The organism is Streptomyces sp. NPDC036813 (assembly GCF_055609245.1).
In genome coordinates, this window is record NZ_JBVJPV010000027.1 from 62,381 (window position 1) to 87,776 (window position 25,396).

Genomic DNA, 25,396 nt, shown 5'->3' on the forward strand with positions numbered 1-25,396 from the left:
ATGCGCAGGTCATTCCGGCCGTGGCGGACGGCTGAGGCGGGTCGCCCGGGCTGTTCGAGGCCCGGTCGCGGCATGCGGCGGCGCGCGGGTGCCGGTGTGTCGGATCGGTACGGCACGTGTGGCGACTCGCCCACCCGGCTGTGCCGCCGTTCTCGTCCGAGCCGCGGCAACTCCGCCAATTGATTGAATCCTTAATCGACCTGGACTCGATTCAGCGATTTCCTTCCCGGTGATTCGGTGTGCCCTATTTATCAGGGAAAGCACCCCGGGTAATTCATCCTGCCGAAATCTGGCAGGCTCCCTCTTTGCGAAGGATTTGATGTGCCGGTAGCAGACACCCGACACGGACCGATAGAACACGTTGTCATCGACGGCGACCCTTCCCGTTCGCCGCTGGTCTTCCTGCACGGCGGTCTCGGTTGTGTCGCCTCCTGGGGGCGCTTCCCCGCAGCGGTCGCCGCCGCGACCGGACGCCGTGCCCTGGTCTACTCACGTCCCGGCCATGGTGGCTCCGGCCCCGCCAAGACCCCCCGCACCGCGCGGTACATGCACGAACACGGGCAGCAGTTCCTGCCCGAACTGCTCGACCTGCTCGGCTTCGACAACCCGGTCCTGATCGGGCACAGCGACGGCGGCTCCACCGCACTGCTGTACGCGTCGGTACGGCCGGCCGAGGCCGTGGTCGTCATGGGACCGCACCTGTACTTCGAGGAAGCCAACCGCAGCGGTATCGAGGCCGCGCGCGCCGCCTACGAGGCCGGCCCCTTGTACCGCAAGCTCGCTCTGGTCCACGACGACCCGCACGGCGTGTTCACGAGCTGGAGCGAGCTGTGGCTCTCGGACGAGTTCCGGTCCTGGACCATCGAGGACGACCTGGATGTCACGGCGCCGGTCCTCATGGTCCAGGGCGACCGTGACGAGTACGGCACGCTCGACCAACTCGACGCTCTCCAGCGGGCGGTACGCGGTCCTGCATGCCGCCTGGTGCCCGAAGGGGTCGACCACTACCCCCATCTGGTGTGCCCCGACCTCATCGTCGACGCCATCACCGGTTTCCTCGCCGAGCACGCGACGGGCCTGCCCGCCACCGGGGGTACTCGATGACGACGCGGACCACCACACCACGATTGGACGGCCTGCTCGCCGACGCCGCCCGGCGTCACCCCGAACGCCCCGCCCTCACCGGGCAGGGCGACACCTGGACGTATGCCGAGCTGGAGCAGGCCGTGGCCGCGCTCGCCGCCGAACTGACGGCTGCGGGCGTCCACCCGGGACAGCGCGTCGGCGTCTACGCGCCGAAGACCCCGGCGACCGTCATCGCTCTGTACGCGGCGCTGCGCGCCGGTGCCGTGGTCGCCCCGATGGACGTCGCCGACCCCGTGCTGCGCACGGCCCGGATGCTGCGCAACGCGGGCATCTCACTGCTGCTTTTCCCGGAACGGTTCCGGACGGCCGCTCACCAGGCCACGGTCGCGGCCCGCGACGCCGTACCGGACGGCGACCGGCACACCCCCGCCGAGCGCGAGTTCGGCCACGGGCTCGCCGCCTTCGAGGTAGTCAGGGCCGCCGAGCAACCGGCGACCCTGCCCGCGCCGGCCGACCGCGGCGGGTACGTCCTCTTCACGTCCGGCAGTACGGGCTGGCCGAAGGGCGTCCTGCTGTCCCACCAGAACGTCGCGCACTACGCGCTCTGGGCGGCCGAGGAGTTCGGGCTCACCACCGAGGACCGCATCGGGTCGCAGGCCGCGCTCACCTTCGACCTGACCACCTTCGACCTCTACAGCGCCGCCGCGGCCGGAGCGTGTGTCGTGTTGTTGCCGGACATGCTGCGCTCCTTCCCCCGGGACATCGTCGGCTGGCTGAACGAGCAGCGGATCACTGCGTTCATGGCAGTGCCTTCCCTGTACCACAATTTGCTCCAGCAGGGCGGGATCGCCGACGCGCTGCCCCCCTCACTGCGGATCGCGGCCTTCGGCGGCGAAGCCTTCGCCCCGCACCTGTTGGAGCAGTACCTCCGGCTGCTGGGCGACCGGCCCTTCTACAACCTGTACGGCCCCACCGAGACCAACGCCTGCACCTACTACCGGGTACCCCGCGACTGGACGGCCAGTGAAGAACTGACCATCGGCCGCGGCATCGACGGCGTCCACATCGAGGTGCTGGACGCCGACGGTCACCCCACCGACGGCGAGGGCGAGATCCACATCGCCGGGCCCACCGTGTTCCAGGGCTATCTCCGTGAAGGCCAGCTCACCGACCCGACCCTACGGGTGCGCTTCCGCGACGGTGTCGTGCGCCGGGCCTACGCCAGCGGCGACCTGGGCCGTATCACGGCCGATGGCCGGGTCTTCCTGCGCGGCCGCCGGGACCACCAGGTCAAACGCCGGGGCCATCGCATCGACCTGCTCGACATCGAAAGCGCCGCTCTCGACCTCCCTCAGGTCACGACGGCCGCGGCCGTGGCCAAGGCCGGCGCACACGCCGGCCAGATCTGGGTCTACGCCCAGACCACCGCCGACGAACGGGAGTTGCTCGCCGGGATGCGCACCGCCCTGCCGCGCCGCATGCTGCCCGACCGGATCGTCCCGGTGCCGTCCCTGCCCCTCACCATCAGCGGCAAGGTCGACCGTCGCGCTCTCGCAGACAACGTTCCGTCCCCTTCGGATCTGCTCACGGCCCCGGCCGCGCGCACCCCTCTCACCGCCTCTCAGGAGAATCCCTCATGAACGCGATCAACAGCGTCGAAGACCTCTGTGCCCTCATCCAGAGCCGGATCACGTGGGCGCGCGGCGAGGAGCCGCAGGCCTTGGCTCCCGACACACCACTGCTGGAGAGCGGGATGCTCGACTCGCTGGCGATCATGGAGATCGTCGCGGCGCTCGACAAGCAAGCAGGCATCGAGCTGCCCGAGACCGAGATCGTCGCGGCCAACTTCCGTACGCCACTGGCTCTATGGGCCCTGGTCCAGCGTGCACCACGCGGGGCGCAGGCATGAGCGACACCGACACCCTGACCCGGATGCTGCGCTGTGCCCCGGCGCCGGCCGAGCGCGTCGTCGACGAGTTCCTCGAACGCGCCGCGGACATCGCCGACAAGACGGCCGGAGACGACTTCCGCGCGCAGTGGCGCTCGCTGGCCGCACTCGGGGTGCTGCGCCGGACCGGCGGAGGCCAGGAAGGGCTGGGACCGGTCACCCGCGGCCTCGCGGCGATCGAGGGAATCGGCCTCGCCGGGATCGACCCCGGGCTGTGCTACGCGCTCACCTCGCAGCTCTTCGGGATGCAACACCCGCTGCACACCACCCTCTCGCGACCCGGCCAGGACATCACGGAGTCCGTCGAGGAGGGCCGGACGCTGCTGTGCCACGCGCTGACCGAGCGCGTGGGAGGCAGCGACCCGCTGTCCATGGCCACGCGCGCCGAGCGGGACCAGGACGGCTACGTCCTCACCGGTGCGAAGGCCTTCGTCACCGCCGCGCCGGTCGCCGACCTCGCCATCGTCTTCGCCCGTACGGCGACGGGACGCACGCCGTTCGCCCTGACCGCCTTCCTGGTCCCGCTGGACACTCCGGGCGTCTCGCGGGGCGAGACCTTCGAAAAGACCGCTCTGTGCTCGGCCCCCATGGGCGAACTGCTCTTCGACGGTGCCCGGCTGCCCGCCGCGGCCGTCATCGGACAGGAGGGTTCCGGGCTCGGCATCATGTCGGCCACCACCGCCTGGGAACGTGCCCTGATTCTCGGATACGCGCTGGGGCCGATGCGGCTGCTGCTGAGCCGGACGGCCCGGTGGTCCCGCGAGCGGGAGCACTTCGGCCGCCGGATGGGCGCCAGCCATCAGGTGGCCGCTCGCATCAGCGACATGGCGATGGCGCTGCATCGCTCACGCATCCAGCTCTACGCACTGGCCGCCGCCCTCGACGCGGGCACCGGGGCGCGACAGCTGGCCGCCGAGGCGGCCCTGACGAAGATCTCGGTCTCCGAGGACTATCTGCGGATGACCGAGCACGCCACCGCACTGGCGGGCGTGCGCGCCTTCCTGCCCGACACCGGGCTCGAGGCCGATCCCCTCAGCCCGCTCGCGGCCCTCACCTACGCGGGACCCAACGACTTGCTGAGGGTGGGCGTCGCGCGCCAGCTCGGCCTCCCCGTCGAGAACTGATCCGAGGAGAACGATGACACCGATCCATCCGGACGAAGTCCTCAAGCGGGCCGCGGAAACCGGCGAGGCACTGGCCCCGCTGGCCGCCGACGTCGACGCCGGACGTGTCGACCTGGGCCGTCCCTACGCCCTCCTGCGTGAGTCTGGCCTGCTCGGCGCCCTCGTCCCACGGGATGCCGGCGGCCTGGGTCTGAGCTTCGGCGAGTACTGGAAGCTCCTGGCCACACTGGGGTCCTACAACGGTGCCGCCGCCGTCGGGTTCAACATGCACCACGTGGTGCTCGGCGCGCTCGCCGACTCGGCCGGCACCCCGCTGCCACCCGCTGCCGAGACGTTCCGCACCTGGATGCAGAACGAGGTGGTGCACGGCCGGAAACTCTTCGCGTCCGCCACCTCCGAGACCGGCCGCGGCGCCCGGCTGCGGGGAATGACCACGCGGTACCGGCGCACGGACGACGGCGAGCACTATGTCCTCAACGGGGCGAAGTCATTCGTCTCACTCGCCGGCGTCGCCGACTACTACGTGGTGGCCGCTTCGGCCGAGGGGCCCGAGGACACAGCGGAGATCTCCCACTTCGTCGTCTCCGCCGACGACCCGGGCGTCGCCTTCGGGCAGGTGCACAGCCTGTCCGCGATGTACGGGACGAGCACGGCTCCGATGACCCTCACGGGCGTCGTCCTGCCGCGTTCCCGCCTGTACCTGGGCGTGGAGGGCATGTCCCTGTTCAAGGTAGTGCGCGAGCCCCACTGGATGGTGGCCGGTTACACCGCCGCCTACCTCGGCATTGCCGAGGCCGTCTTCGAGTACACGGTCCGCTGTGTGACCGCGGCGCCCTCCCGCGCCGAGTCGCCCGTGGTCCAGCAGGAACTGGGCCTGATGTCGGCGCGGTTGCGGGCCGCCCGCGCCCTGGTCCACGAGGCCGGAGACGCCGTGGACAGCGAGCGCGGCAGCCTGGAGGCGAACGCCCTGGTCCACGCGGCCAAGTACCTGGTCGGCGAGACCGGGCAGCAACTGGCGCACGACGCGATACGGGTGTGCGGCTCAGCCGCGGTCAGCCGGTCCCAGCCCCTGGAACGGCTGGTCAGGGAGGTCTCCTTCGCCTCCGTGATGCCGGCCAAACCGCATGAATGCCTGGAGTACCTCGGCAAGGAGGCCGTCGGGGTCAACCTTTACGACACCCGGGCTTTCGCATGGTGACGCCGGTGGCGGACGAGACCGCTGTGGCCGCGGCCGCCTTCCGCTCGCTGATGGCCTCCCATCCCGGTGGGGTGGCGGTGATCACCACCGCCGACGAGCAGGGGGTGCCGTACGGGTTCACCTGTACCGCGCTGTGCTCGGTGTCGCTTGACCCGCCCCGGCTGCTGATGTGCGCGGCCCACAGCGGCCGCACCCTCCCGGTGCTCACCGAGCGCGGCATGTTCGTCGTCAACCTGCTGCACGCGGCCGGCCGCGGCGCGGCAGAGGTGTTCACCAGCCGCACCGCGGACCGGTTCGGTGAGGTGTCCTGGCGATCAGGTCCGGCCACCGGGCTGCCGGTGCTCTCCGACGACGCGCACGCGGTCGCGGAGTGCCGGGTCGCCGCCCTGCATCCGTGCGGTGACCACACCATCGTCGTCGGTGACGTCCTGCGCAGTGAGGTACGGGCGACGGTCCCGCCTCCCCTTCTGTACGGCCGGCGCCGGTTCGCCGCCTGGCCGTCCGAGACCTGATCGCACGCCACTTTCCCCTCCCTCCGTCAACACCTACGAGAAAGCGACACGCTGATGCAGCGCACCATGATGAAATCCAAGATCCACCGCGCCACCGTCACCCAGGCGGACCTGCACTACGTGGGGTCCTTGACCATCGACGCGGATCTGATGGCGGCCGCCGATCTGCTGCCTGGCGAGAAGGTCGACATCGTGGACATCGACAACGGCAACCGGCTGTCCACGTACGTCATCGAGGGCCCTGCCGGTTCGGGTGTCATCGGCATCAACGGCGCCGCTGCCCGGCTGATCAGCCCCGGCGATCTGGTGATCGTCATCTCCTATGCGGACATGACCGACGCCCAGGCGCGTTCGTTCCTGCCGAGTGTTGTCTTCGTGGACGGTGACAACCGCATCGTGCAGCGCGGCGCCGACCCCGCCGACGTACCTGCCGGATTCGGTTTGCTGCGCGGCGACGTACCGGCTGAGGGGACCAGGGTGTGACAGCCGCGGCATCGGCCAGGCCACTGGCCGTGGTGACAGGTGGCACCCGGGGCATCGGCGCGGCCTTCAGCCGACGTCTCATCAGCCTGGGACACCGCGTGGTGGCCCTGTACAGGGGCGATGGCACGTCGGCTGCCGAGGCCGAACGCGCCGGCCGTGGCGAGCTTGTCGCCGTGCGTGCGGACCTGTCCCGCCCCGGCGACGTCCGCACGGCCGCGGCCCGCATCCTCCACCGTTACGGACCGCCTGCCGTGTTGGTCAACAACGCCGGCGTCAACCGGGACCGGCCCTTCCTGACCATGACCGAACAGGACTGGGACGAGGTGCTGGCGACCAATCTCTCCGGCCCGTTCCACCTCACTCGCGCGCTGGCCCCGGCCATGGTGAAGGCCGGACGCGGCACCATCGTCAACATCGCGGCCACCACGGCCATCAGACCGCGCGCTTCGGGCGCGAACTACTGCGCGGCCAAAGCCGGCCTGCTGCAGCTGACCAGGTGCCTGGCGCTCGAACTCGCCCCCCATGTCCGGGTGAACGCGCTGTTGCCCGGTTTCACCGACACCCGCGAAGTCGTGGAGCGCTACGGCCTCGAGGACCCGCAGCGACTCCAGGAGGTGCTGGCCACCATTCCTCAGGGCCGCACCGGCACTCCGGAGGACATCGCCGACGCCCTGGAATTCCTCGTCAGCGACCACAGCCGGTATGTCACCGGGCAGCAACTCGTGGTCGACGGTGGTCATTTCATGGGCTGACCAGCCCCCCACAAGCCCTTTTGGGCCTTATAGGACAAGGACCGAGGAACACGTCATGCGTTTGACCCAGCAGCAGGTGGACGAGTACCACGAGAACGGATTCCTGCTCATGGAATCGCTTCTCGGCGGTGACGAGGTACGGCAGTTGACCGACGCCTTCCAGCGGGACTGCGACGTGCCGGGCCCGCACCTCGTCACCGAGGACGGCGGCAGCCAGGTGCGGGCCGTCTACGCCTCGCACCGCCGGCAACCGGAGTACGGCGACCTGGTCCGCGATCCGCGGATCCTCCCGGCGGTGCGGCAGTTGCTCCCAGAAGACGTATACGTCTACCAGTTCAAGATCAACGCCAAGCCCGCCTTCGGCGGCGACAGGTGGGCTTGGCACCAGGACTACCTGGCCTGGCGGATCGCCGACGGCCTGCCCGCCCCGCTCCAGGTGAACATCGCGGTCTTCCTGGACGATGTGACCGAGTTCAACGGACCCGTCATCTTCCTGCCCGGTTCTCACCGCGCCGGACTGGTGCACCGCCAGCGTAAGGCCGACCCGAAGTCGGCGCAGCACCTGGACCCCGACGACATCTCCCTGACCCCGGAGCAACTCGCCGCCCTGGTGGACCGGCACGGCATGACCAGCCCGAAGGGCCCCGCCGGTTCGGTGGTGTTGTTCTCGCCCGAGATCGTGCACGGCTCCGCCCCCAACATGTCGCCGTGGGCCCGTCGGCTGCTCATCGCCACGTACAACGCCTGCTCCAACCCGCCCCGGCCGCAGGGCGAGCCCCGACCCGACTACGTGGTGTGCCGTGACACCGCGCCCCTGCGGCCCCTGGAGCACCGTTTCTCCGACGCCCTGAGGATGGTCACCTCGTGACCGGCCGTACCGGACGTGCGGTGGTGCTGGAGGAGTTCGACGCGCCGCCCGTCCTGCGCGAGTTCCCCGTGCCGCCGGCGCCCGCCGAAGGAATGATCCTCAACCGCCTGTACGGCGGGATCTGCGGGACGGACCTGCACCTCCAGCAGGGTCATTTGCCCATCCCCACCCCCTTGGTCCTCGGTCACGAGGGGTATGGGACCGTCCTGGAACTCGGTGCCGGCAGCGGCCGGGACGCCTTGGGGGAGCGGCTGTCGGTGGGAGACCCGGTGATGTGGGCATCCTCCATCGCCTGTGGCGTCTGTCCGCCGTGCCGGATGCACCGCGAACCCACCCTGTGCCAGAACCGGCGCACCTACGGAGTGAACCGCGCCGTCACCGATGGCGTGGCCTTGTCGGGCTCGTGGGCGGACCACATCGTCCTTCAGCAGGGCACGACGGTGGTGCGGGCGGCACCGGGGGTGTCCGCCCCGGCGGCGATGGCACTGGCCTGCGCCGGTCCCACGGTCGTACACGCCCTGTACGAGCGGCGGCCCGTCCGTCTGGGAGAAACCGTCATCGTCCAGGGCAGCGGGCCGGTCGGGCTGGCTGCGGCGGCCTTCGCCCAGCTCGCCGGAGCGGGACGCGTCATCATCGTGGGCGGACCCGAAGGGCGACTGGCCGCGGCGGCGGCGGCCGGCATCGGCGACGTGCACCTGGACATCGTGGGCGGCAGGGACCCGGCGGCGGTGCTGGACGAGGCACGGGCCGTCGCCGGCCCGGACGGCGCCGACCTCGTCATCGAGTGCGCCGGGGTTCCCGACGCCGTCGCCGAGGGCCTCACCCTGGCCCGCAGGGGCGGTTCCTACCTGGTGATCGGCCAGTACACCGACGCCGGCGACACCCGGCTCAATCCGCACCAGATCGTCTACCGGCAGCTCGACGTGATCGGGTCGTGGGCCTTCACCGGCGCGCACCTGGTCGAGTACGTGCGGATGCTTCCCGCTCTCGCCGCACGCTTCGACCTGGAGAGCATGGTGACGGCCTACCCGTTGGAGAGCCATCGCGAGGCCCTGGCCGACGTCGCCGCGGGCGCCGTCCTGAAAGCCGTACTGACCGGCTGAACGGCCGTGCGGCGAGAGCCGCCACTCACCGGCCGCTGAAGGGCACGTCTGCCTGCGTGCCGCACCGCGCGGCCGGCACACCGAGGTGAGCCCCGCGGGCCCGTGTCCCGGAACGTCCGGGCCCGCGGGCTCACTCGCTTGCCTGCAGACGACGCAGGGCGTCCTCGGAGTCCTGGTCGTCGGGCAGGTAGACCAGGAGATGGTGGCCGGGCTCGTCCACGGCGGCCAGTTTCACGTACCGCAGCCGCAGTTCGCCCACGGCCGGATGCCGGAAACGACGGACCGAGGGCTCGAACCCGGCTGTCTCCCGGCGCTCGTACCACCGGGCCGCATCACCGTCCGACAGCAGCTCGCCTACGAGTTCGGCGAACCGCGGATCAGCCGGCCGGCGAGCGGCCCGGGACCGGAACTGGCCGAGCAGGGCGCGGGCCTCCTGTTCCCAGTCGGCGAGCAGGTTGCGCGCCGGCGGCCAGCGGAACACCAGCCAGAGGAGATTGCGCTGCTTGGGGTGCAGCCGCGCCGGATCGGTCAGCAGCGCGGCATACCCGGCATTCCATGCCAGCAGATCCCAGTGCGGATCGAGGACCACGGCCGGGTGGGGTGCCATGGCCTGCACCAGACTGAGCAGGTTGCGTGACACCCAGGTGGGAGCGTCGGCGGGCGGCCTGCTCTCCTCCACGAACGACAGGACGTGCGCGGTTTCGGCGGCGTCCAGTCGCAGCACCCGCGACACCGCGCGCAGCACCTGCTCCGAGGTACGCACCCGGCCCTGTTCCAACCACGTGTACCAGGAGACGCTGATGCCGGCGAGTTGCGCGACCTCGGCCCGCCGCAGCCCCGGCGTCCGGCGGCCCGGGCCTTCCTGCAGGCCCACATCTTTCGGCTTCAGCCGTTCACGGCGGGACCGCAGGAAGGCCCCCAGTTCACGCCGGGGGGACTCGTCCGAGGGCGTGGAAAGGGCGCTCACCCGCTCACCGTCCACCACTTCGGCGACCCGCCCCGGCCGGCGGTGCTGCACCGTGGTTTGCACGGGGGCGAGGTGCAGGTCTCCCGGGGCGACGGCCTGCCGCGCGTCATCGTGCCTCTCCTTCGGACAGCGGGCGTCCGCCCGAACGCGGCCGCTCTCTTGTGATGCTGCCGTCACCAGGCGCGATGCCTGACCGGCAGCCTGTGAGTGAAGGTAATAGCCAGCGGTCTCCACCCCGCCGGGCCCGGTGCTGAACTGGTGAAAGACCCCGTCCCCCAGGGGCGGTTCCCTGTCACCCGTTCTCGTCGAACCCTCCAGGAAGGGAGCGTCCACCCCGTGACCACCACCGCGTCGACACCGGTGGCGACCTTGCCCGCGTCCTCTCTGCGGCTGCTGCGCACCGCTGGATTCGTCAGCAACTTCGACCGCTTCTGCATCGCGCCCATGCTGGTTCTCATCGGCCCGCGGCTCGGAGCCCCGCTTCCCACCGTGGTGCTGGCCGCGAGTGGCTACTACCTCGCCTACGGGCTGATGCAGCCGGTGTGGGGAGTGGCCAGCGACCGCTGGGGCCGCGTGTGGGTGATGCGGGTGTCGCTGGCGGGCGCGGCACTGGCCGCCTTTGCCTCGGCCCTCGCTCCCGACGCCCCCGTGCTGATCGTGGCCCGCGCCCTGGCCGGGGCGTTCTTCGCCGCCTCGATCGCCGCCTCGTTGACGTACGTGGGGGACACGGTGCCGGCCGCGACTCGGCAGCGCCCCCTCAGCGAGCTGATGACCGCGTTCGCGCTCGGCACCGCCGTGGCCACGGTCGTCGCGGGAGCGCTGGCGCACTACCTCACATGGCGGCTGGTGTTCGCGCTGCCGGGTGTCCTCGCCGCCTACCTGTCGGTGGCCCTGCGCCGTCTGCCCGAGCCCGAGCGGGCCCGCTCCGGATCACTGCTGGCGCCCTTCCGCATGGTCCTGTCCTCCCGATGGCAGTGGTACGTCATGGCCGTGGCGATGCTGGAGGGAGCGGTGCTCCTCGGCTTCCTGACCTACCTGGCCCCGGCCCTGGAGGCGCACGGAGTTCCCACCACCTTGGCCGGCGCGGTCGCGGCCCTGTACGGGGTCGGTTCCATGGCCGCGGCGCAGGTGGTCAAACGGCTCGTCGGACAGTGGTCCCCGGTGCGCCTGATCGTGGCCGGCGGGGTGCAGATGGCTCTGGCGTACCTGCTCGCCGGATACAGCCAGGCCACCGGGGCGCTCGTCGTGGTCGCCCTGCTCCTCGGGGGCGGCTGGTCCTTCATGCACTCCACGATCCAGTCGTGGGCGACGGCCCTGTCCCCGGCGGCCCGCGCAACGGGTGTGGCCATGTTCGGCGTCGCCCTCTACGTCGGTAGTGCGGTGGCCACCGCACTGGCGGCCTCCACCGCTCAAGCGCACGACTACCGCCCTCTGTTCTGGCTGGCGGCGTTCCTGACCGTGCCCCTGACAGTGGCCGCGGCGGCGGGCCGGGCACGCTACCGCTGACGGCTGCTCCACGTACGTACCCGCGCAGGCCGCCGGGCCCGCAATCCGGGCGCAGCCACAGGACACCGGCGTTTGGACGACAACCTGCCCGGCCGTCGGCCCCAGGGGCCGACGGCCGGGCAGGTTGGTGTTGTCACCAACTGCAGGACGGTTCAGGAGCCGGTCAGCTGGGATGCCGAGGGCACCTTGTCCTTGACTTCGGCGCCGGCTTTCTTCCCGGCGTCCTTCACTTTGTTGATGACGTCGTTGTAGCTGTTGACGGTGTCGTCGGTGGACTGGCCCTTGCGGAGCTTGGAGGGCAGGCTCTTCAGCGACTCGATGCCCGCGATGAGTGGGGCCAGGGCTTTCGACAGCAGGGGGTCGGCCTTGGCGTTGCGGACGGCTGCCTTGAGTCGGTTGTAGGCGAATGCGCCGGCGACAGCCGCCTTGACGAGGGCCAGCTTGCGGCCGTGCGCGCCCTTCTTGAACTTGCCCGCCTTGTAGGGTTTGACGATCCACTGGTAGGTCGCGCCGGCGGCCAGGGCAGCGTCCGCCACGAAACGCGTCTTGGCGAACTTGCGTTTCTCCGCAGATGTGCTAGGGCTGGGCGTGGGATCAGCGACCGCGACAGTCGTGGTCTGCTGCCCCATGTGCTGCGGAGCGGCGTACGCCGTCGATCCTGCCAGCAGGGCGCAGCACAGGGTGAGCGCCACGGCCAGGTGCCTGATCGGTAGCGGCATGGGTCTTCTCCCCACGATTGAGGACACAGCCCACTCCGACGGCCATGGTCAGCGCCGGAGCGGATCGCTCCCCATCAGGCTCACCCGCCCATTCGGAGTACGCCACTCGGCCGAGCAAACCGCACGCCCGACCGCCCCTCCTCAGAGTTCGTAACCCGATCACGAACAGGCTCTCGTCACAACAATGCGTTACGCCGCCAAGCGAACCGGAGTCGGCTACCGCGGCTGTGCAGCTGAGGGAGGTGACCTGGGGAGAGCGCCTTCGGGTCATGGGGTGGCCCAGGCTTCGGCACGCCAGGTCTGGAGCTCCTTGTCCAGCCATTCCTCGACAGTCCTTATGTCTCGACCCACACCGGCTCAGCCCTCAACACCCCACCCATGCGGGTGAGAAGCCCGGCACCGAGCCTTCTGCAACACCCCTTGGTTGGAGATCATTTCGACTCGTCGCTAGCGTGCGTCATCATGATGCGCGCTTGGATCCCACCGATGCTGTTTGTGCTCAGCGGCTCAGCCATCGCAACCTGGTTGATCTTCAAGGGAAGCCCCGGTACAGCCGCGGCACTCCTGCTGGCGTTCCTGGCGCTCGCCGGCGTGAACTCACCCCTGATCTTCCCGAGGTCGATCGGCGTGCATGAGGCACAACGCCGCAGCGCGTGCGACGGCCGGCCGGTCGTCTTCTGGCGGCCGGGCTGCAAGTACTGCATCCGACTGCGCATCCGGCTGGGTCGCAGCACCCGCGAGTTGCACTGGGTCAACATCTGGAGCGACCCGGCAGGAGCTGCGGCGGTGAGAGCAGCCAACGACGGCAACGAGACCGTGCCGACCGTTGTCGTGGCGGGCCAGCCACACACCAACCCCGATCCCGCATGGGTGCGCGAACAGCTCTGCCCTCCCGCTTGATCAAAACCGCGCAGCGCGCAGAGAGGCGCCGGGGGGCGCGGTGACGACATAGTGGCTGGCCCACCGCCACCGCCGGTACCAGCCCTCGGGCGAGTAGATGAGCATGTTGGTCGTTTCGGGCACCCGGTGGGCGCCCGCGGCCAGCAGCCGGTCGACAGCGCCGGGCAAGAGCGTATTGATGGCCTCCGCGCCACCGGTCTACAAGAAGTGGATGTGGACGGCTTGCGGGACTCCCGTGCGGGGTTCGGGACCGTCGGGGAGTTCGTGGGCCTCGATGATGTCGACGGATTTGAAATGATCCTTGACGGCGGCCGCGGCCAGCATGCCGGCGATGCTGCCCCCCACGACGACGGCTCGACCGTGCGGGTTGAAGGTGGTGCGGAAGTGGGGCGGCAACGGCACGCTGCGGGGCCGGCCGTGGTCGTTGCCGCTGTCCGAGCGGGTGTTGATGGTCGCGGTGTACTACCGCACCAATCTGACCATGCGGCAGCTGGGCCCGTTGTTCGGCGTCTCCTCGCCCACCGTCTGCCGTGTGATCCAGCGGCTGGGACCGCTGCTCGCGCTCGAGCCGCTCTCCCGCTCTGCAGACGCCCCGGACCGGATGTGGATCGCGGACGGCACCCTTATCCCGGTCCGCGACCGAGGCGTGGGTGCCTCCTCCCGGAACTACCGGTTCTCGGTAAACGTGCAGGTCATCGTTGATGCGGAGACCCGTCTCGTGGTGGCGGCCGCCCGTCCTGTGCCTGGCAACACCGCCGATGCCAGGGCATGGCGCAACTCGGGTCTGGCCGAGCACTGCGAGGGTGTGACCGTGCTCGGCGACGGCGCCTACATCAACACCGGCCTGATCGTCCCGCATCGCAAACGCCCCGGACGACCGCTGCTGAAGGGCGAGGAAGAAGACAACGCCGCCCACCGTAAAGTCCGTTCACGCGTCGAGCACGTCTTCTCCCGGATGAAGAACTACAAGATCCTCCGCGACTGCCGCCAACGCGGCGACGGCCGCCACCACGCGGTCCAGGCCGTCGCCCGCAGGCACAACATCTCCCTCGCCGCGTGACCGCCAAGCTCAGCCGCCCGCTTCAGGCTGCTTGGCCACGGCCTTGTGCAACGCCCCTTCATGCCACTGCGGGTCCTGCCCCGGGCACGCCGTGTGCAGGATCGTGCTCGCTCCGCCCGTCGACACGGGCAGTGGGCACACGTACGGCCGGGGCCTGGACGAGATCACGCGACGCTGCGGCCGAAGCGTCCGGCCGTGCAAGGGGTCGGCTGAGCGGCGTCGATCACCAATTCGCCTTGGCGACCACGGAGTCAGGGATGGCGGTTTCAAGACGGCTGTGACCGTTGGCACCGAACGGCGAGGTCACCAGATTGGACGAACCGTGCGAGGCGATAGGCAGGCGCTCGCCCGGCACCACGCCGGTCGGTTCAATCCGGCCGCCTGCGGCCGTGTCGAACTCAGCCTGGCTTGATGCTGCCCAGCTCCGGGCTGCCGGCACGCCACCAGGCATGCGGTCGGCGTGACGGTGACGGATGTCTGCCACGTGATGAACGGTTGGCGCCGCAGTGACGCGGAAAGACCTTTGCTGGCAGCGCAGTTGAAGCGACGCCCGGTTCTGGGTCGACGAGTGATCGTCTCTGTGTGTGGATGTCCGCCATTCCTGTCCGGAAGGTGATACAGCATGGGCCCGATCCCTGACTACGCCGCAACGTCATGCTCTACCATGCCGACCCGCCGAGGTGTCCTGGCCGGGCTCGGCGTGGCCGCGACCGCCCCCTTACTCATGGGAAGCGGCCACCCCGCCAGGCCTCGCAGCAAAGGGCACGCGCCGGTCACGCTGCTGCGCGGTGCGGCCATCGTGCTCACCATGGACAGCGCGCTTGGGCGCGGCCCGCTCGGTGCCATCGAGAAAGCCGATGTGCTCATGTGCGACGGTGTCATCGTGTCGGTCGGGACCGGGCTCGCGGCACCCAAGGACGCCTCCGTCGTGGACGTGTCCGGCAAGCTGGTGATGCCGGGCTTCGTGGACATCCACACCCACCTGTGGCAGAGCTCGATCCGCGGCGGCTGTACCGGCGAGAACCTCTTCGGCTGGCTCGCCGACTGCAGTGCGGTAACGCTCCCCAAGATCCCGCCCGCTGACATCTACCGGTTCGTGCGGCTCGCCGCGCTCGACACCGTGCAGTCCGGTGTGACCACACTGGTGGACTGGGTGGACACCATTCCTTACGACGCGCGGGAGCAGTACGTACGCGCGCTGGACGAGACCGGGGTCCGTTTCCACTACGCGATGTTCGAGGCGGGTTCAGACAAATCGCTGATCGTCAAGGCCAAGAAGGAGCTTCTCGACCCGCTGCCACTCGCCACCGGGCAGATCGCCACGCACGCGTCGCGGGGGACCCAGGCCCTCAACCAGGGGGACTGGGAGCTCGCCCAGGAGTTGGGCGTCATGCTCAACAGCCACGTCCTGGAACGCAGGGAGCAGCGCGCGGACGATCCGATCGGCACCCTCGTCGACATCGGGGCGTTCGGTCCTCATCTGTTGATGAACCACGCGATCCACCTCACTGACGACGAAATCGCCGCCGTCGCCGCTCACGACGTGCGCACCGTGCACTGCCCGATGAGCAACATGCGCTTGGCCTCGGGCATCATGCGTCTGCCCGACCTCCACAGGAGCGGTGTGAAGGTCGGGCTCGGCCAGGACGGGGGCACCAACGACAGCTCGGACTTCTTCGCCACGATGAAGGCGGCGACGGGTCTCCAGCGGGCGAAGTCCGAGGACGCCTCCGTGTTCCCGCAGGTGGCGGACGTGCTGAGGCTCGCCACGCTCGGAGGAGCCGAGGCGATCGGCATGGCCGACCGGATCGGCTCACTGATGCCAGGCAAGCGGGCCGACGTCATCGTGATCAACCCGGAGACGCTCAATTTCGCTCCGCGCTTCGACTGGGTCGACCAGATCGTCTTCAACGGCCGGCCCGACAACGTCGACGCGGTCTACGTGGATGGGCGGTCACTCAAACGAGGCGGCCGACTCGTCGACGTGGACACCGATCGCATCGTCCGGGAGGCCGAAGCCGCGGCCCGTCGGCTACGCGTCAGCTGACCCAAGCAGCCGCAAGCCACGCAGCGCCTCGCCGCCGGTCTGCTCGGCGGCGCGGTCTGCCGTGAGATCGATGCGTCGGGGCGGGCGCATCACAACCCTGGCTGTGAGCTGCCGGTGGGGTCGTTCGCCACCTGGCCTGCTCAATGAGCGAGTCGTGCATGGTGATGGGGTCGACAGGATAGCCGTAGGCGTTTGCGCCACCGCCCGCGACGGGGTCGGACTTCAGGTAGCGGCCGGTGGCCGAGTCGAGGTTGTTGCGCGTGGCGGTGTCGTCGGCGGAGGTGCCGATGGCCACCTCCCGGTCGGGCGCCGTGAGTTCACGGACGGTGTTCCCGAACCGGTCCTACTCGGTGGTGGCGATGCGGCCGCCCGGGTCGGCCTTGTCCACGGCGGCCGGCGGATCCGAGGTAGTGGATCGTGGGCCGGATGTAGTCACCCGAGTCGAGGGACGCGTCCGTGTTGGACGTGGGCACTGAGTCGGCGGGGAAGACCGCGGTCGTGTCGGTGGGAACGTCGGTCTGCCCCCATGCCTCCACAGCGGCCGCTCCCAGCCGGTACGGCGCGGCGGTCCCCGTGATTTTGCGCAGCGGTTCGGCACAGGGGAAGGCGGCGCGAGTCGGTCGGCCACCGTCAGTCCCATCGATACCTCGGGCGGATGGCCTTCACAGAATCCATCGATCGCCTGGCAGACCGACATGGTTCATTGGGCAGCCAGGGGTAACCCGACGGGTGGCTGCACCGGCTGGGGCCCCGCGCCGGTCGGTGGCGGCGCAGGGCCATCCCCGCTGGAGGAACTTTGTGATCGGCGAACCGACCGTCCCGACCTGTGAGTCGCGTTTTCCTGCGGTGACGGGGAGCATCGCGGCCGCCCGGCGGTGGCTGCGCGACTGTGTGGAAGGTTTCGGCGGACCGTTGCGACAGCAGCGAATCATCCAGACCGCCGAACTGCTCGCCTCGGAACTGATCACCAACGCCATCCGCCACGGCGTCGGCCCACCTCTGGTCCGACTCACCTGGAACGGTAGGTTCCTGCGCATCGCGGTCAGCGACGACGGCGACCGCTGGCCCCGCAGCCGCGTCACCTCCAGCACGGAGCCGGGTGGGTTCGGCATGCAGCTCGTCGAGCGGCTCGCCCAGCGGTGGGGCGTCACCCCACGCCGTCCCGGCAAAACGGTCTGGGCCGAACTTGGTCTCGACTCCTGAGGTCGCCCTGCCTTCCTTGGTCGGGCAGTGTTGCCCGCCTTTTGCTTGCGCTGCTGGTGCTGACTCCCACTGCACTGCCCGCGAGGCTTCTCAGCGTGATGCCGGCGGGAGCAGAGGCTGGTCATCTCCTGCTCGGCACGTGGATGAAACACCGTCGGAACCCATCTGAGAACGTCCCGCCAAGCAACTCGGGAGCGCCGCGATGCCGGATCTCGTATGCGGCGACACGACGCGGAAGTCAGCCCGGGATGCCGGGCGCCGGCTGGTGGCCGCCGCCGCTGGGCTCGAACCCTGCAAGCATCTGCTCGAGCGCCGCCTGGTCCGGCCCCACGAACGCCGATTCGCCGGCTGCCGAGCCGAGCGTGTCGATCATCGAGGCGGTGATCCCCGGTGCGGGTGGCAGATGCGTGGAGAGGATGAGTTCCGGCTCCGTGTCCCGCAGCGGCTGGAAGGTGCCGAGGAACTTGTCGACATCCACGTTCTGCACCCACGGGCTGTCGACCGTGGCCCACAGCAGCTGCGCCGCCCGCAACTCCTCCGCGCCGACTGCACCGACGTCATCGGCGTGTGCCAGTTCGACACTGGGCATCGGCCCACCGAAGCAGTCGGAGCTGAAACAGACCCCCGACCGGTCGTCGAAGAGACCGACCGTGGCCGGGTTGTCGTACAGCGGCGGCCTGAACGCCGTGAGCGCGCGGTCGCCGGCATTCAGGGTCTGCCCGGGATTGATCAAATACAGGCGATCAAGCGGCAGCGGCTTCTCACAGGACATCAATCCGGCGGACAGGAACGTGGTCACGACACGCGCCTTGGGCGCCGCGGCCAGCAGATCGAATATCCCACCCGTGTGATCACGATCCGGGTGCGTCAGCCAGATCCATCGCACATCAGCGGGATCCAGTACGGAACCAAGCACCTCCAGGAAGTTCCTGTCGGGAAGCCCAAGTCCGGTGTCGATGACGACGGGCTGCGAGGCGAGCAGTACGAAGGCGTTCACAGGAAGGTGCCCGATGCCCGGGACCTCAATGCTGTCATTCAGAACGCTGATGTCCGGGCGGACCTTGTGAACCGGCATGTCGCATCTCCATACCCCCTAATATGGTGATCTCGCCGCGGCCTGCTCGTCCATCATCTGCCTCTTCCCCTGGCCTCGCATCCCAGCCAGGGCAACAGGCAGGCCCGAGAGGGTGTCCGAGGCGAGGCTCCCATTGCAGCCGCGGCCTCGTCGGCAAACCCAGGCCCTTGCAGGAACTGCCCCCCCGAAGACCCGCAATCAGACACCGGCCGCAGCGCGAGCGCGCGTCGAACGCGGAGCACGCTTCGAAGGCGGCCGGCTGATCGAACAGCCCACGGAGCGAGCGGCAACGACTTCCACGCCCGCGTGTTCACCCCAAACCGATGGCAGATCATCATCGCCGACGGCGCGGACGCCGGCATGCTCCACATCGAGCACCGGCCGACGGCGATCCACCTGGCGCGGATCAAGATCCACCCCGCCCACCAGGGACGTGGCATCGGGAGCCGGCTCATCCGCAGACTCCTGCACCAGGGCCGCCAGCAGGGCCGCCAGCAGGGCCGGGACCTCGCCCTGGACGTCCTCGCCGTCAGCCAGCGGGCCCAGGCCCGCGACTGGGCCTGCATGAAGTCGCCCGGCACGGCGAGAACAACATCAAGATCAGGATGTCCACCAAGCCGACTCAGCCCAGCCCGATCCACAGCTCTTGACAATGACTCGCCCGAACGACCCGGAGCCGGACGCCGGCCACCGAAACCCAGCAAAAGGATGTCTACGGGCCCCCTCACCTGGCAGTCCCGTTTCCATAGCCGACTACGACCCGGCCGGCGCCTTGTCCCTCTGGTCCGTGCAGTCGTCGAGCACCGCGGCGTCGATGAGCGCGACCGCCTGCTTCTGGGGGAAGCCCATTTCTGCGTACGCGAGGGCATCGGCGTACGAGCCCTTCTGCAACTGGTCGCACAGTTCCTTTCCTTCGTCCCCCAGGGTGCTGGCGAGGTCCTCGGTCTTGAGCCCGCCGAAGTCGTCGGGATCGACGGCCGCGGCGGCGTCGGTGAACTTCTTCTGGCCTTTCGACGGGCCGCTCGACCCGCAGGCGGTGAGGAGGAGGGCGCCGACGAGTGCCGCAGCGGCGGCGGTGGTGATCGTTCGTCTCATCCGGGCATCCTCGCTTGCCCGTTCTGCTGCACGCAGGGCGGGTGCGGCTCCGTGAGAGCCGGTAGCGCGCCCGCTGGGACGTCATTGATCACGGGCGGGGCCTTCTTCGTACCGAAGCAGTGCTCAGGAAGGGGATGCCGCGCCGCCCAGCCCGTTGAGGCCGCCGGTCAGGGAGGAGAGAGGTGAACCCCTGTCGCCGCCGTTGGCGAGGGACGAGAGGGGGCTGGCGCCGCCGAGGGGGGTGGCGAGGGAAGCGCCGGCGAGGGCCGGCAGCCTCGTCGTAATGATCTTCTTCATGACACGTCGACGAGCACGGGCCGCAGCGGCAACTCCCGACGGTCGATTCAGCCCTGTCCGGCCGTCTTGGGCGGTGCTCGCCACGGAAACCTAGCCGGTGCTGCGCTACCAGTAATGGCGCCGGCCTCCGACGGCGTGTCCGATGGAACCGAGGACGAACAGGATGAGCCCGATCGCGAGAAGGATGATGCCGATCGTCCACAGGATGCCGATGTGCAGGAGGAACCCGACGATGAGCAGGATGACGCCGAGGGCGATCATGGTGGTCTCCTTTCTCAGCGGTCGCGGCCGGCCGCTGATGACAGGGCCTGGCAAGGCGTCGCTGTCTGCCACGGAGATGTCAATCGGGTGATACCCGAATAATTAGGGATCATGCCTGGTGAGAGCGGGGCTGCATGGTGTCCCGGATCAGGTGGCCGAGGGCCACCCGACCGCCCCTGCTGCACCTCGTACGCGAGCCGGAACACGTAGGAGGTGAGCGCGACGACGCTGCACTGTGACGCCACTCGCCTCACCGCTGGAGGCGCGCGGCCGCGAGGTGGCGCCTTTCGGGCCTCCGTAGCGTCGAACGACACCGACGCACTCAGCAACGGAGGCGGTGCCCATGAGCGCCCCCACACCCGCTGGCCCCGCACCCGAAGGACGCGGTCTGCAGCCCCCCGCCTTCGGCCGGCCCTCCCCGGCCCTGATCGCCCGCGCCGACCGCGGCTGCGCCCGCTTCCTCGCCCAGGCCGTTCGCCCCCGTGGGGCTCGAAGTCCACGCGTCATCATGCGGCACGCGCGACTCACAGCAGGTGTGTCGGGCCCTGGTAGAGGTCGCCCGCGTTACGGGAGAGCGCCGCGATCAAGCTGCCGTAGTCGCTGACGGGGATGCCCCGACCGACGTGGACATCGACTTTGCCCTCCTTGTCGATGCCGAAGTGCTTGCGGCGAAACGCCTCGTCGGCCGCGCGCTCGGGTAGGACCGTCGCGGACACGGTGACCGTCGCCCCCGACCGTTTGAGGCGTACGGCGGCAAGGTCGCTCCTCTTTTACGTGGCTTTCGTGCCACCCGTGACGATCAGGTCCGGCCGGGCCGACAGTGAGGCTGTCGGGTTCTGCCTGGAACGCCCGCCAGCCGCCCTGCACCCAGCCGTAGGTCCAGCCCGCCACGGTGGCTCCGAGGACGATGAGGAGGTCGTCGCCGACGCTGAGTTCGGTGGCGGCGCCCACGTGACCCAGGGTGAGGCCCACCATCAGCAGACCGATGACCACGAACGTCACGGCGGAGCAGAACTCAGCGTGCCTCTTCCCGCGGTCCTTGATCGCTTCGACGCGGCTGGTCGTGATCGTCAACGGGTGCCGGTGGACGACGGCGGCTGCTCGGGCTCCGATTTTCGGGTCCGCGGCGGGTGCAGGACCTTGGTGGTCGCCTGGGAAGCGGCGTCGAGCGGGGTGCCGGGAGCGGTGCCGCGTACGGTGTCGGGAAGCGCCCTCAGCAGGGCGAGGGCGCTGTCGGCGTCGGGCCGCCGGTGGGGGTCCTTCTCCAGCAGGTCCACCAGGAGGGGCGCGAGTCGCCCGGCGTGGGCGGGCGGCAGCGGCGGATCCGTCAAGGCCGCGGTCGGGTTGTGCCGGGGGAACGGCGGCTCGCCCTCGACCGCCTCGTACAGCGTCACCCCGAGCGCGAACAGGTCGGCGGGCGCGCCCGGCTTGGTGCCCCGCCACAGCTCGGGCGCCAGATAGCCGGGCGGGCGTGCCGATGACGACTCCTTCGGCGGTCAGCGCGGTGTGCGTGGCGGCGAGAGCAATGCCGAAGTCGGTGAGCATCACCCGGTGGTCGGTGGACAGCAGCACGTTGGCGGGCTTCACGTCCCGGTGCACGATGCCCGCCGCGTGCGCCGCCGCGAGCCCCGCGAGCGCCCCGGCGGCGACCCGCTCCACCTCGTCGACCGGGAGCCGCCCGCGTTTTCGCAGTTCCACTGCGAGGGAGCGGCCCGCGACGTACTGCATGACGATCCACGGGTCGCCGCCCCGCTCCCGCAGGGCGCCGTAGACGGTGACGATGTTGCGGTGGTCGCGCAGCCGTGCGGCGTGCCGTGCCTCCCGTACGGCCCGCGCGTTGCGCTCCTCGCGCTCCGCCTCGGTGGCCTGGTGGGGGATGCGCACCTGCTTCAGCGCGACCTCGACGTTCAACTCCTCGTCGTGGGCGAGCCACACCTGCCCGAAACCGCCCGCGCCGAGCGGACGCACCAGCCGGTAGCGGCTCCCGACCACTTCACCGTCGCTCACGGAGAACCCCCGTTCGATCCGAGTTGTCGTGCGCGGGGCCGGCCCGTGGGCCGAGCCGCGCAGCCGTCGGCGTAGGGCTTGCCCACGGGGCACAGGGGCGATACGCGGATACGAAGATCGGCAGCGGCTCACCGGGGGTCGTCAGGGGGCCGCGGCGTCCCGGCTGGGTCGTTCATTCAGGCCAAAGCCAGTCGGTACGACCCCGGTGACGCGGTCCATGGTCCGGCGCACGGCCGGTTTCTCGAAGAAGGCTCGGGCCTTGGCCAGCAGCGGGACGTACGCGCCGAGCCAGAGCGCGGTGAGCAGCGCGTGGACCAGGACCAGCAGGGCGACGCCACCGCGTGCCCCGCTCCAGGCGTCGGGTGGTCAGCAAGCGGGAGAGGTAGCGCAGGGTCACACTGGACAGATCGATCCCCGATGGGCAGACGAGCACATGAAGCTCCGGGAAGATAGGGTTGATCTTGGTTGACAACCCATCTACCAGGAGCTTCACCTCTTCCCGGACACCGCCCCCACGCCAACTGCCGATCGTTCCAGTCAAGTTGGGAACTGATCAGTTGGTTGTCCTGACAGGAGCACTGCTGCGTCCCTGGTCTCGACCGCTGAGTTCGGCGTCGAGTGTCTCCTGAGCCACGCGCATGACTTCGGCGTACGCGGGGTCCTGCAGCCGCTTCCACATCTCCTCTTCAGAGACGTCCTCGACGCGGCTGATCACCCACCAGATGTTGCCGAACGGGTCCTTGATACGGCCTCCGCGCTGTCCGAAGGCATCGTAGGCCAAAGGCGTGACGACATGGCTGCCGGCTGCGACGGCTTGTGAAAAGGCTTGGTCGGCGTCGGTGACGAACACGCGCAGCAGGCTTGGCATGGCGGACCAGTTCGTGTGCCGGTCGAAGGCCAGCACGACGGTATCGCCGACTCGAATCTCGCCGTGACCGATCAAACCATCCTCGGTGGGCACTCGCGCCAGCTCTTCACCCCCGAACGCCCGGGAGACGAAGTCGAGGAAAGCCCCCGTGTCGTCGGTAACGACCCAGGGGGCAACGGTGGTGTAGCCCGCCGGCGCGGAGTTGGTCTGCTCAGACATCACGGCCCTTCCGCCAATGTTGGTTGTCAGCCGGGACGTTAGGCGGGATCCAGGTCAGTTTCTGTCCTATATGGAGCCGGGCGCCGGTGCTACCTCACGACCGCTCGGAGGAAGACCCGTTCATAGCCCTCCGCCACCGCAACCTGAGGTTGGAACAGGCCCATTGTCAGGTGGCGGGATGAGGGGCTGCGCCCGAGATGACATGGAGTCAGTCACGGTTGCTTCGGCTGTTCACCGCGTACGAAGCCACCAGTCGCGGACCGCCAGGCTGCCCTCGTTGGCTTCCTCGATCAGTCTGGCGTACCGGGGGCGATCGTCACGGCCGGTCCGTCGACCGATGGAAGACGACGTCGGGGTGCTGCGATCGCGTCTTCCATCTGCGTGTGGTGCCCCGATTCCGGTTACGGCCGACTTGCTGGCCGAAGGGACGCGCCTGCCCTCGGCTGACGCGCCCCGCTCGTAGGTCCCCCGGCTGCCTGTCGACGACCACCGCGGCAGTCGCGTGTCGTGCTGGGGAAAGCAGGCGGGCAGGGCACTGCAGAGAACACGGTGTCCGTGCGCCTACAGTGCCATATGAGATCCGTACAAATTCCGGATCTGCTATTTCAATGACGTGAATCTCGGCGTGAGGCTATGCCCTTTTGGGTTTGGTGGACTCCGGAGGTTGGGGAGTGAGGCGCTGTCGGCGACGTGAGGTCCTTTGGCGAGGTGGCCGAGTGAGAGTGATCTGACGGACCAGCTGTTGGAAGCAGGCCAGGGATGCCATGGCCGGCAAGGCGGCTGCGGCGACACTCGTGAAGGTCCTGTCGGCCTCGGCCACGCAGAGGATCATGGCGAGGGAAGAAAACAGCAGAACGACGAACCAGGAGTGCATCGCACGTCGTTGGTGCAGGGCAGCCCGCAGGATGGAGAGCGAGGCCACCATCCAGGGGCCGTAGATCAGAAGGGGCCACGCCTGAGCCATGGCGCCCCGTGTACCCGGCGCGACATGCAGGAGAGGCGCGTAGGCCACCATGCCGCCAAAAACACTCACCATCGAAACGATGATGCAGGCGATGGCAGCGATGACGTAGCTGAGGGTCTGCAACCTCGTGAAGCGGGGTTCGCGGGCTCGCACCTTCCGATGCCCGGCGGAGAAGCGCCGGATGGGCGGCAACTCAGCCGTGAGCTTGACCAGCTTGTCCATCGGGTCGTCGGTGCTGTCAATGCCGGGGGACGGCTCGCTGCGAGGGGGTGGCACGGCAGCCACCTGCTCCGCCGTCGCGACATCCTGCAGAAGGTAGGTGAGTTCCTCGACGGGGTCCCAACCCTCTACCGGATAGGTCACCGAGTGCAGAGTCTCAGGGGCGCCCATGTGCCAACCGGTCGACTGCACCCGTCCTGGTAAGCACCGAGGTGTTCATCGTGCCGGGCGAACCAGTGCTCCGGATAATCGTGATTCACGAAAGTCCGCCTCCGTCAGATGCGGGCTGCCAGGCCAGCGGAATGCCACTGGCTGTCCCACCGCCGACCGAGCTCCTCCTGGGCCACGTCCAGCAAGACGAGGAACTCCCGGAGCAGGGTCTCAGTGACCCGCAGTTCGACCCTCGCGCCGTCTTTGTGCAGGGTTCCGTTGGCGTCTGGCGATGAATACGCCGAGGCCGGCGTGAAGATGTATCGCCCTACCGGCACACCCCGGGCCGCAGGGCGCTTCTCCGCCGTCGGCCCGGAGGAGGCCGAGGAAAATACACTTGCTTTCGTCATAGTCCGCTAACGCATTCCTCCCTCCTCCAGATGCGCGGCAAACGAGTGAGAGGATTTGGTGAAACCTTTGAAGGCGGCGCTTGTCGTAAGAGTCACCCGTGTTGGCTTTAATCTGTAATGAATCGAGCGGATTGTCCTTTGAGTTCTCTCCGGCGCGGAGGGCCGCTGCCTGCGAACAGGGATCATGGCCTCAATCTCCGGAAGCGCCCGAAGTATCTCGGTGCCGCGCCTGGAGCGCATCACCAACCGGCCTGCGTCGACCTAGAGGTTGTCCCGTAAATGATCTGAGGCATGCAGGCTGACCTGCTCGTTTGCCTGTCATCCGGTGAGGGTGAGGTTGTGCAGGCGGGCGATG

The 25,396-nt window shown here is 69.2% G+C and carries 27 protein-coding genes and 3 pseudogenes; 16 read left to right on the top strand and 14 right to left on the bottom strand.

Going from position 1 to position 25,396, the window contains the following annotated elements:
* Positions 1–321: 321 nt before the first annotated feature.
* The 10 genes from ACZ67Q_RS37285 to ACZ67Q_RS37330 are packed head-to-tail and all read left to right on the top strand — an operon-like array spanning position 322 to position 9,074.
* A complete protein-coding gene (locus ACZ67Q_RS37285) occupies positions 322–1,104 on the top strand; it encodes an alpha/beta fold hydrolase (RefSeq protein ID WP_471191387.1) in 783 nt (260 codons plus the stop codon).
* Positions 1,101–2,726 carry an amino acid adenylation domain-containing protein gene (locus tag ACZ67Q_RS37290; protein ID WP_471191390.1) on the top strand — a complete coding sequence of 542 codons (1,626 nt, stop codon included), beginning with the start codon at positions 1,101–1,103 and terminating at the stop codon, positions 2,724–2,726. Before ACZ67Q_RS37285 ends, ACZ67Q_RS37290 begins: the two co-directional genes overlap by 4 nt.
* Complete coding sequence (locus ACZ67Q_RS37295; RefSeq protein ID WP_471191393.1) at positions 2,723–2,995, top strand: acyl carrier protein; 273 nt, start codon at positions 2,723–2,725, stop codon at positions 2,993–2,995. The genes ACZ67Q_RS37290 and ACZ67Q_RS37295 overlap by 4 nt, the downstream gene beginning before the upstream one ends.
* Positions 2,992–4,158, top strand: a complete 1,167-nt coding sequence (locus ACZ67Q_RS37300; protein WP_471191395.1) for an acyl-CoA dehydrogenase family protein — start codon at positions 2,992–2,994, stop codon at positions 4,156–4,158. The genes ACZ67Q_RS37295 and ACZ67Q_RS37300 overlap by 4 nt, the downstream gene beginning before the upstream one ends.
* Positions 4,159–4,171: 13 nt before the next feature.
* Entirely contained in the window at positions 4,172–5,356 is a 1,185-nt protein-coding gene (locus ACZ67Q_RS37305) for an acyl-CoA dehydrogenase family protein (RefSeq protein ID WP_471191398.1), read from the top strand.
* Positions 5,357–5,361: 5 nt separating this feature from the next.
* The gene (locus tag ACZ67Q_RS37310) at positions 5,362–5,868 is read left to right on the top strand and encodes a flavin reductase family protein (protein ID WP_471191401.1); all 507 of its coding nucleotides are present in this window, start codon (positions 5,362–5,364) and stop codon (positions 5,866–5,868) included.
* Positions 5,869–5,922: 54 nt separating this feature from the next.
* On the top strand, positions 5,923–6,351 hold the full coding sequence (gene panD / locus ACZ67Q_RS37315) for an aspartate 1-decarboxylase (protein ID WP_471191404.1): 429 nt from the start codon (positions 5,923–5,925) through the stop codon (positions 6,349–6,351).
* Positions 6,348–7,103: an SDR family NAD(P)-dependent oxidoreductase gene (locus tag ACZ67Q_RS37320; RefSeq protein ID WP_471191407.1), complete on the top strand. Its 756-nt coding sequence runs from the start codon at positions 6,348–6,350 to the stop codon at positions 7,101–7,103. The genes panD and ACZ67Q_RS37320 overlap by 4 nt, the downstream gene beginning before the upstream one ends.
* Before the next feature lie 55 nt (positions 7,104–7,158).
* Entirely contained in the window at positions 7,159–7,971 is an 813-nt protein-coding gene (locus ACZ67Q_RS37325) for a phytanoyl-CoA dioxygenase family protein (RefSeq protein ID WP_471191410.1), read from the top strand.
* Entirely contained in the window at positions 7,968–9,074 is a 1,107-nt protein-coding gene (locus ACZ67Q_RS37330; RefSeq protein ID WP_471191417.1) for a zinc-binding dehydrogenase, read from the top strand. Before ACZ67Q_RS37325 ends, ACZ67Q_RS37330 begins: the two co-directional genes overlap by 4 nt.
* A 130-nt stretch (positions 9,075–9,204) precedes the next feature.
* Here the strand turns inward: ACZ67Q_RS37330 and ACZ67Q_RS37335 are convergent, their stop codons facing one another.
* Positions 9,205–10,041 carry a helix-turn-helix domain-containing protein gene (locus ACZ67Q_RS37335; protein WP_471191419.1) on the bottom strand — a complete coding sequence of 279 codons (837 nt, stop codon included), beginning with the start codon at positions 10,039–10,041 and terminating at the stop codon, positions 9,205–9,207.
* Positions 10,042–10,377: 336 nt separating this feature from the next.
* Between ACZ67Q_RS37335 and ACZ67Q_RS37340 the strand changes: the two genes are divergently transcribed.
* Complete coding sequence (locus ACZ67Q_RS37340; protein ID WP_471191421.1) at positions 10,378–11,547, top strand: MFS transporter; 1,170 nt, start codon at positions 10,378–10,380, stop codon at positions 11,545–11,547.
* Positions 11,548–11,699: 152 nt separating this feature from the next.
* Here the strand turns inward: ACZ67Q_RS37340 and ACZ67Q_RS37345 are convergent, their stop codons facing one another.
* The gene (locus ACZ67Q_RS37345; RefSeq protein WP_469814140.1) at positions 11,700–12,266 is read right to left on the bottom strand and encodes a hypothetical protein; all 567 of its coding nucleotides are present in this window, start codon (positions 12,264–12,266) and stop codon (positions 11,700–11,702) included.
* 462 nt (positions 12,267–12,728) lie between these two features.
* On the opposite strand from ACZ67Q_RS37345, the gene ACZ67Q_RS37350 reads away from it, so the two are divergent.
* Positions 12,729–13,166, top strand: a complete 438-nt coding sequence (locus tag ACZ67Q_RS37350) for a glutaredoxin domain-containing protein (RefSeq protein ID WP_471191424.1) — start codon at positions 12,729–12,731, stop codon at positions 13,164–13,166.
* Here the strand turns inward: ACZ67Q_RS37350 and ACZ67Q_RS37355 are convergent, their stop codons facing one another.
* Positions 13,167–13,334, bottom strand: a complete 168-nt coding sequence (locus ACZ67Q_RS37355; RefSeq protein ID WP_471191427.1) for a hypothetical protein — start codon at positions 13,332–13,334, stop codon at positions 13,167–13,169.
* A gap of 154 nt (positions 13,335–13,488) precedes the next feature.
* Here ACZ67Q_RS37355 and ACZ67Q_RS37360 point away from each other — a divergent pair, with 154 nt between their 5' ends.
* Entirely contained in the window at positions 13,489–14,226 is a 738-nt protein-coding gene (locus tag ACZ67Q_RS37360; protein WP_471191458.1) for a transposase family protein, read from the top strand.
* A 223-nt stretch (positions 14,227–14,449) separates the two neighbouring features.
* Here ACZ67Q_RS37360 and ACZ67Q_RS37365 read toward each other — a convergent pair whose 3' ends face one another.
* On the bottom strand, positions 14,450–14,710 hold the full coding sequence (locus tag ACZ67Q_RS37365; protein ID WP_471191430.1) for a hypothetical protein: 261 nt from the start codon (positions 14,708–14,710) through the stop codon (positions 14,450–14,452).
* A gap of 138 nt (positions 14,711–14,848) precedes the next feature.
* On the opposite strand from ACZ67Q_RS37365, the gene ACZ67Q_RS37370 reads away from it, so the two are divergent.
* Both ACZ67Q_RS37370 and ACZ67Q_RS37375 read left to right on the top strand, forming a co-directional pair.
* Positions 14,849–16,273 (top strand): amidohydrolase family protein, encoded by a 1,425-nt coding sequence (locus ACZ67Q_RS37370; protein WP_471191433.1) that lies wholly within the window; start codon positions 14,849–14,851, stop codon positions 16,271–16,273.
* 846 nt (positions 16,274–17,119) lie between these two features.
* The gene (locus ACZ67Q_RS37375; protein WP_471191436.1) at positions 17,120–17,476 is read left to right on the top strand and encodes an ATP-binding protein; all 357 of its coding nucleotides are present in this window, start codon (positions 17,120–17,122) and stop codon (positions 17,474–17,476) included.
* Positions 17,477–17,714: 238 nt separating this feature from the next.
* Here ACZ67Q_RS37375 and ACZ67Q_RS37380 read toward each other — a convergent pair whose 3' ends face one another.
* Positions 17,715–18,551, bottom strand: a complete 837-nt coding sequence (locus tag ACZ67Q_RS37380; protein ID WP_471191439.1) for an MBL fold metallo-hydrolase — start codon at positions 18,549–18,551, stop codon at positions 17,715–17,717.
* Between the two features lie 306 nt (positions 18,552–18,857).
* On the opposite strand from ACZ67Q_RS37380, the pseudogene ACZ67Q_RS37385 reads away from it, so the two are divergent.
* Positions 18,858–19,031, top strand: a pseudogene (locus tag ACZ67Q_RS37385) (GNAT family N-acetyltransferase); the annotation flags it as partial.
* A gap of 273 nt (positions 19,032–19,304) precedes the next feature.
* Here ACZ67Q_RS37385 and ACZ67Q_RS37390 read toward each other — a convergent pair.
* The 9 genes and pseudogenes from ACZ67Q_RS37390 to ACZ67Q_RS37430 all read right to left on the bottom strand — a co-directional run bounded on the left by ACZ67Q_RS37390 (position 19,305) and on the right by ACZ67Q_RS37430 (position 24,625).
* Entirely contained in the window at positions 19,305–19,646 is a 342-nt protein-coding gene (locus tag ACZ67Q_RS37390) for a hypothetical protein (protein ID WP_471191464.1), read from the bottom strand.
* A gap of 123 nt (positions 19,647–19,769) precedes the next feature.
* On the bottom strand, positions 19,770–19,943 hold the full coding sequence (locus ACZ67Q_RS37395) for a hypothetical protein (RefSeq protein WP_471191467.1): 174 nt from the start codon (positions 19,941–19,943) through the stop codon (positions 19,770–19,772).
* A gap of 105 nt (positions 19,944–20,048) precedes the next feature.
* Positions 20,049–20,204, bottom strand: coding sequence for a DUF6131 family protein (locus ACZ67Q_RS37400; RefSeq protein WP_361635904.1), 156 nt, complete (start codon positions 20,202–20,204; stop codon positions 20,049–20,051).
* A gap of 524 nt (positions 20,205–20,728) precedes the next feature.
* Positions 20,729–20,920 carry a hypothetical protein gene (locus ACZ67Q_RS37405; protein ID WP_471191470.1) on the bottom strand — a complete coding sequence of 64 codons (192 nt, stop codon included), beginning with the start codon at positions 20,918–20,920 and terminating at the stop codon, positions 20,729–20,731.
* Positions 20,921–21,274: 354 nt separating this feature from the next.
* The gene (locus ACZ67Q_RS37410; RefSeq protein ID WP_471191461.1) at positions 21,275–21,661 is read right to left on the bottom strand and encodes a protein kinase domain-containing protein; all 387 of its coding nucleotides are present in this window, start codon (positions 21,659–21,661) and stop codon (positions 21,275–21,277) included.
* A gap of 55 nt (positions 21,662–21,716) precedes the next feature.
* Positions 21,717–22,343: pseudogene (locus tag ACZ67Q_RS37415) on the bottom strand (serine/threonine-protein kinase); the annotation flags it as partial.
* Positions 22,344–22,539: 196 nt separating this feature from the next.
* Positions 22,540–22,644 (bottom strand): annotated as a pseudogene (locus tag ACZ67Q_RS37420) (IS5/IS1182 family transposase); the annotation flags it as partial.
* Between the two features lie 120 nt (positions 22,645–22,764).
* Positions 22,765–23,298 (bottom strand): VOC family protein, encoded by a 534-nt coding sequence (locus ACZ67Q_RS37425; protein ID WP_471191443.1) that lies wholly within the window; start codon positions 23,296–23,298, stop codon positions 22,765–22,767.
* A 631-nt stretch (positions 23,299–23,929) separates the two neighbouring features.
* Complete coding sequence (locus tag ACZ67Q_RS37430) at positions 23,930–24,625, bottom strand: DUF2637 domain-containing protein (RefSeq protein ID WP_471191446.1); 696 nt, start codon at positions 24,623–24,625, stop codon at positions 23,930–23,932.
* Between the last annotated feature and the right edge of the window lie 771 nt (positions 24,626–25,396).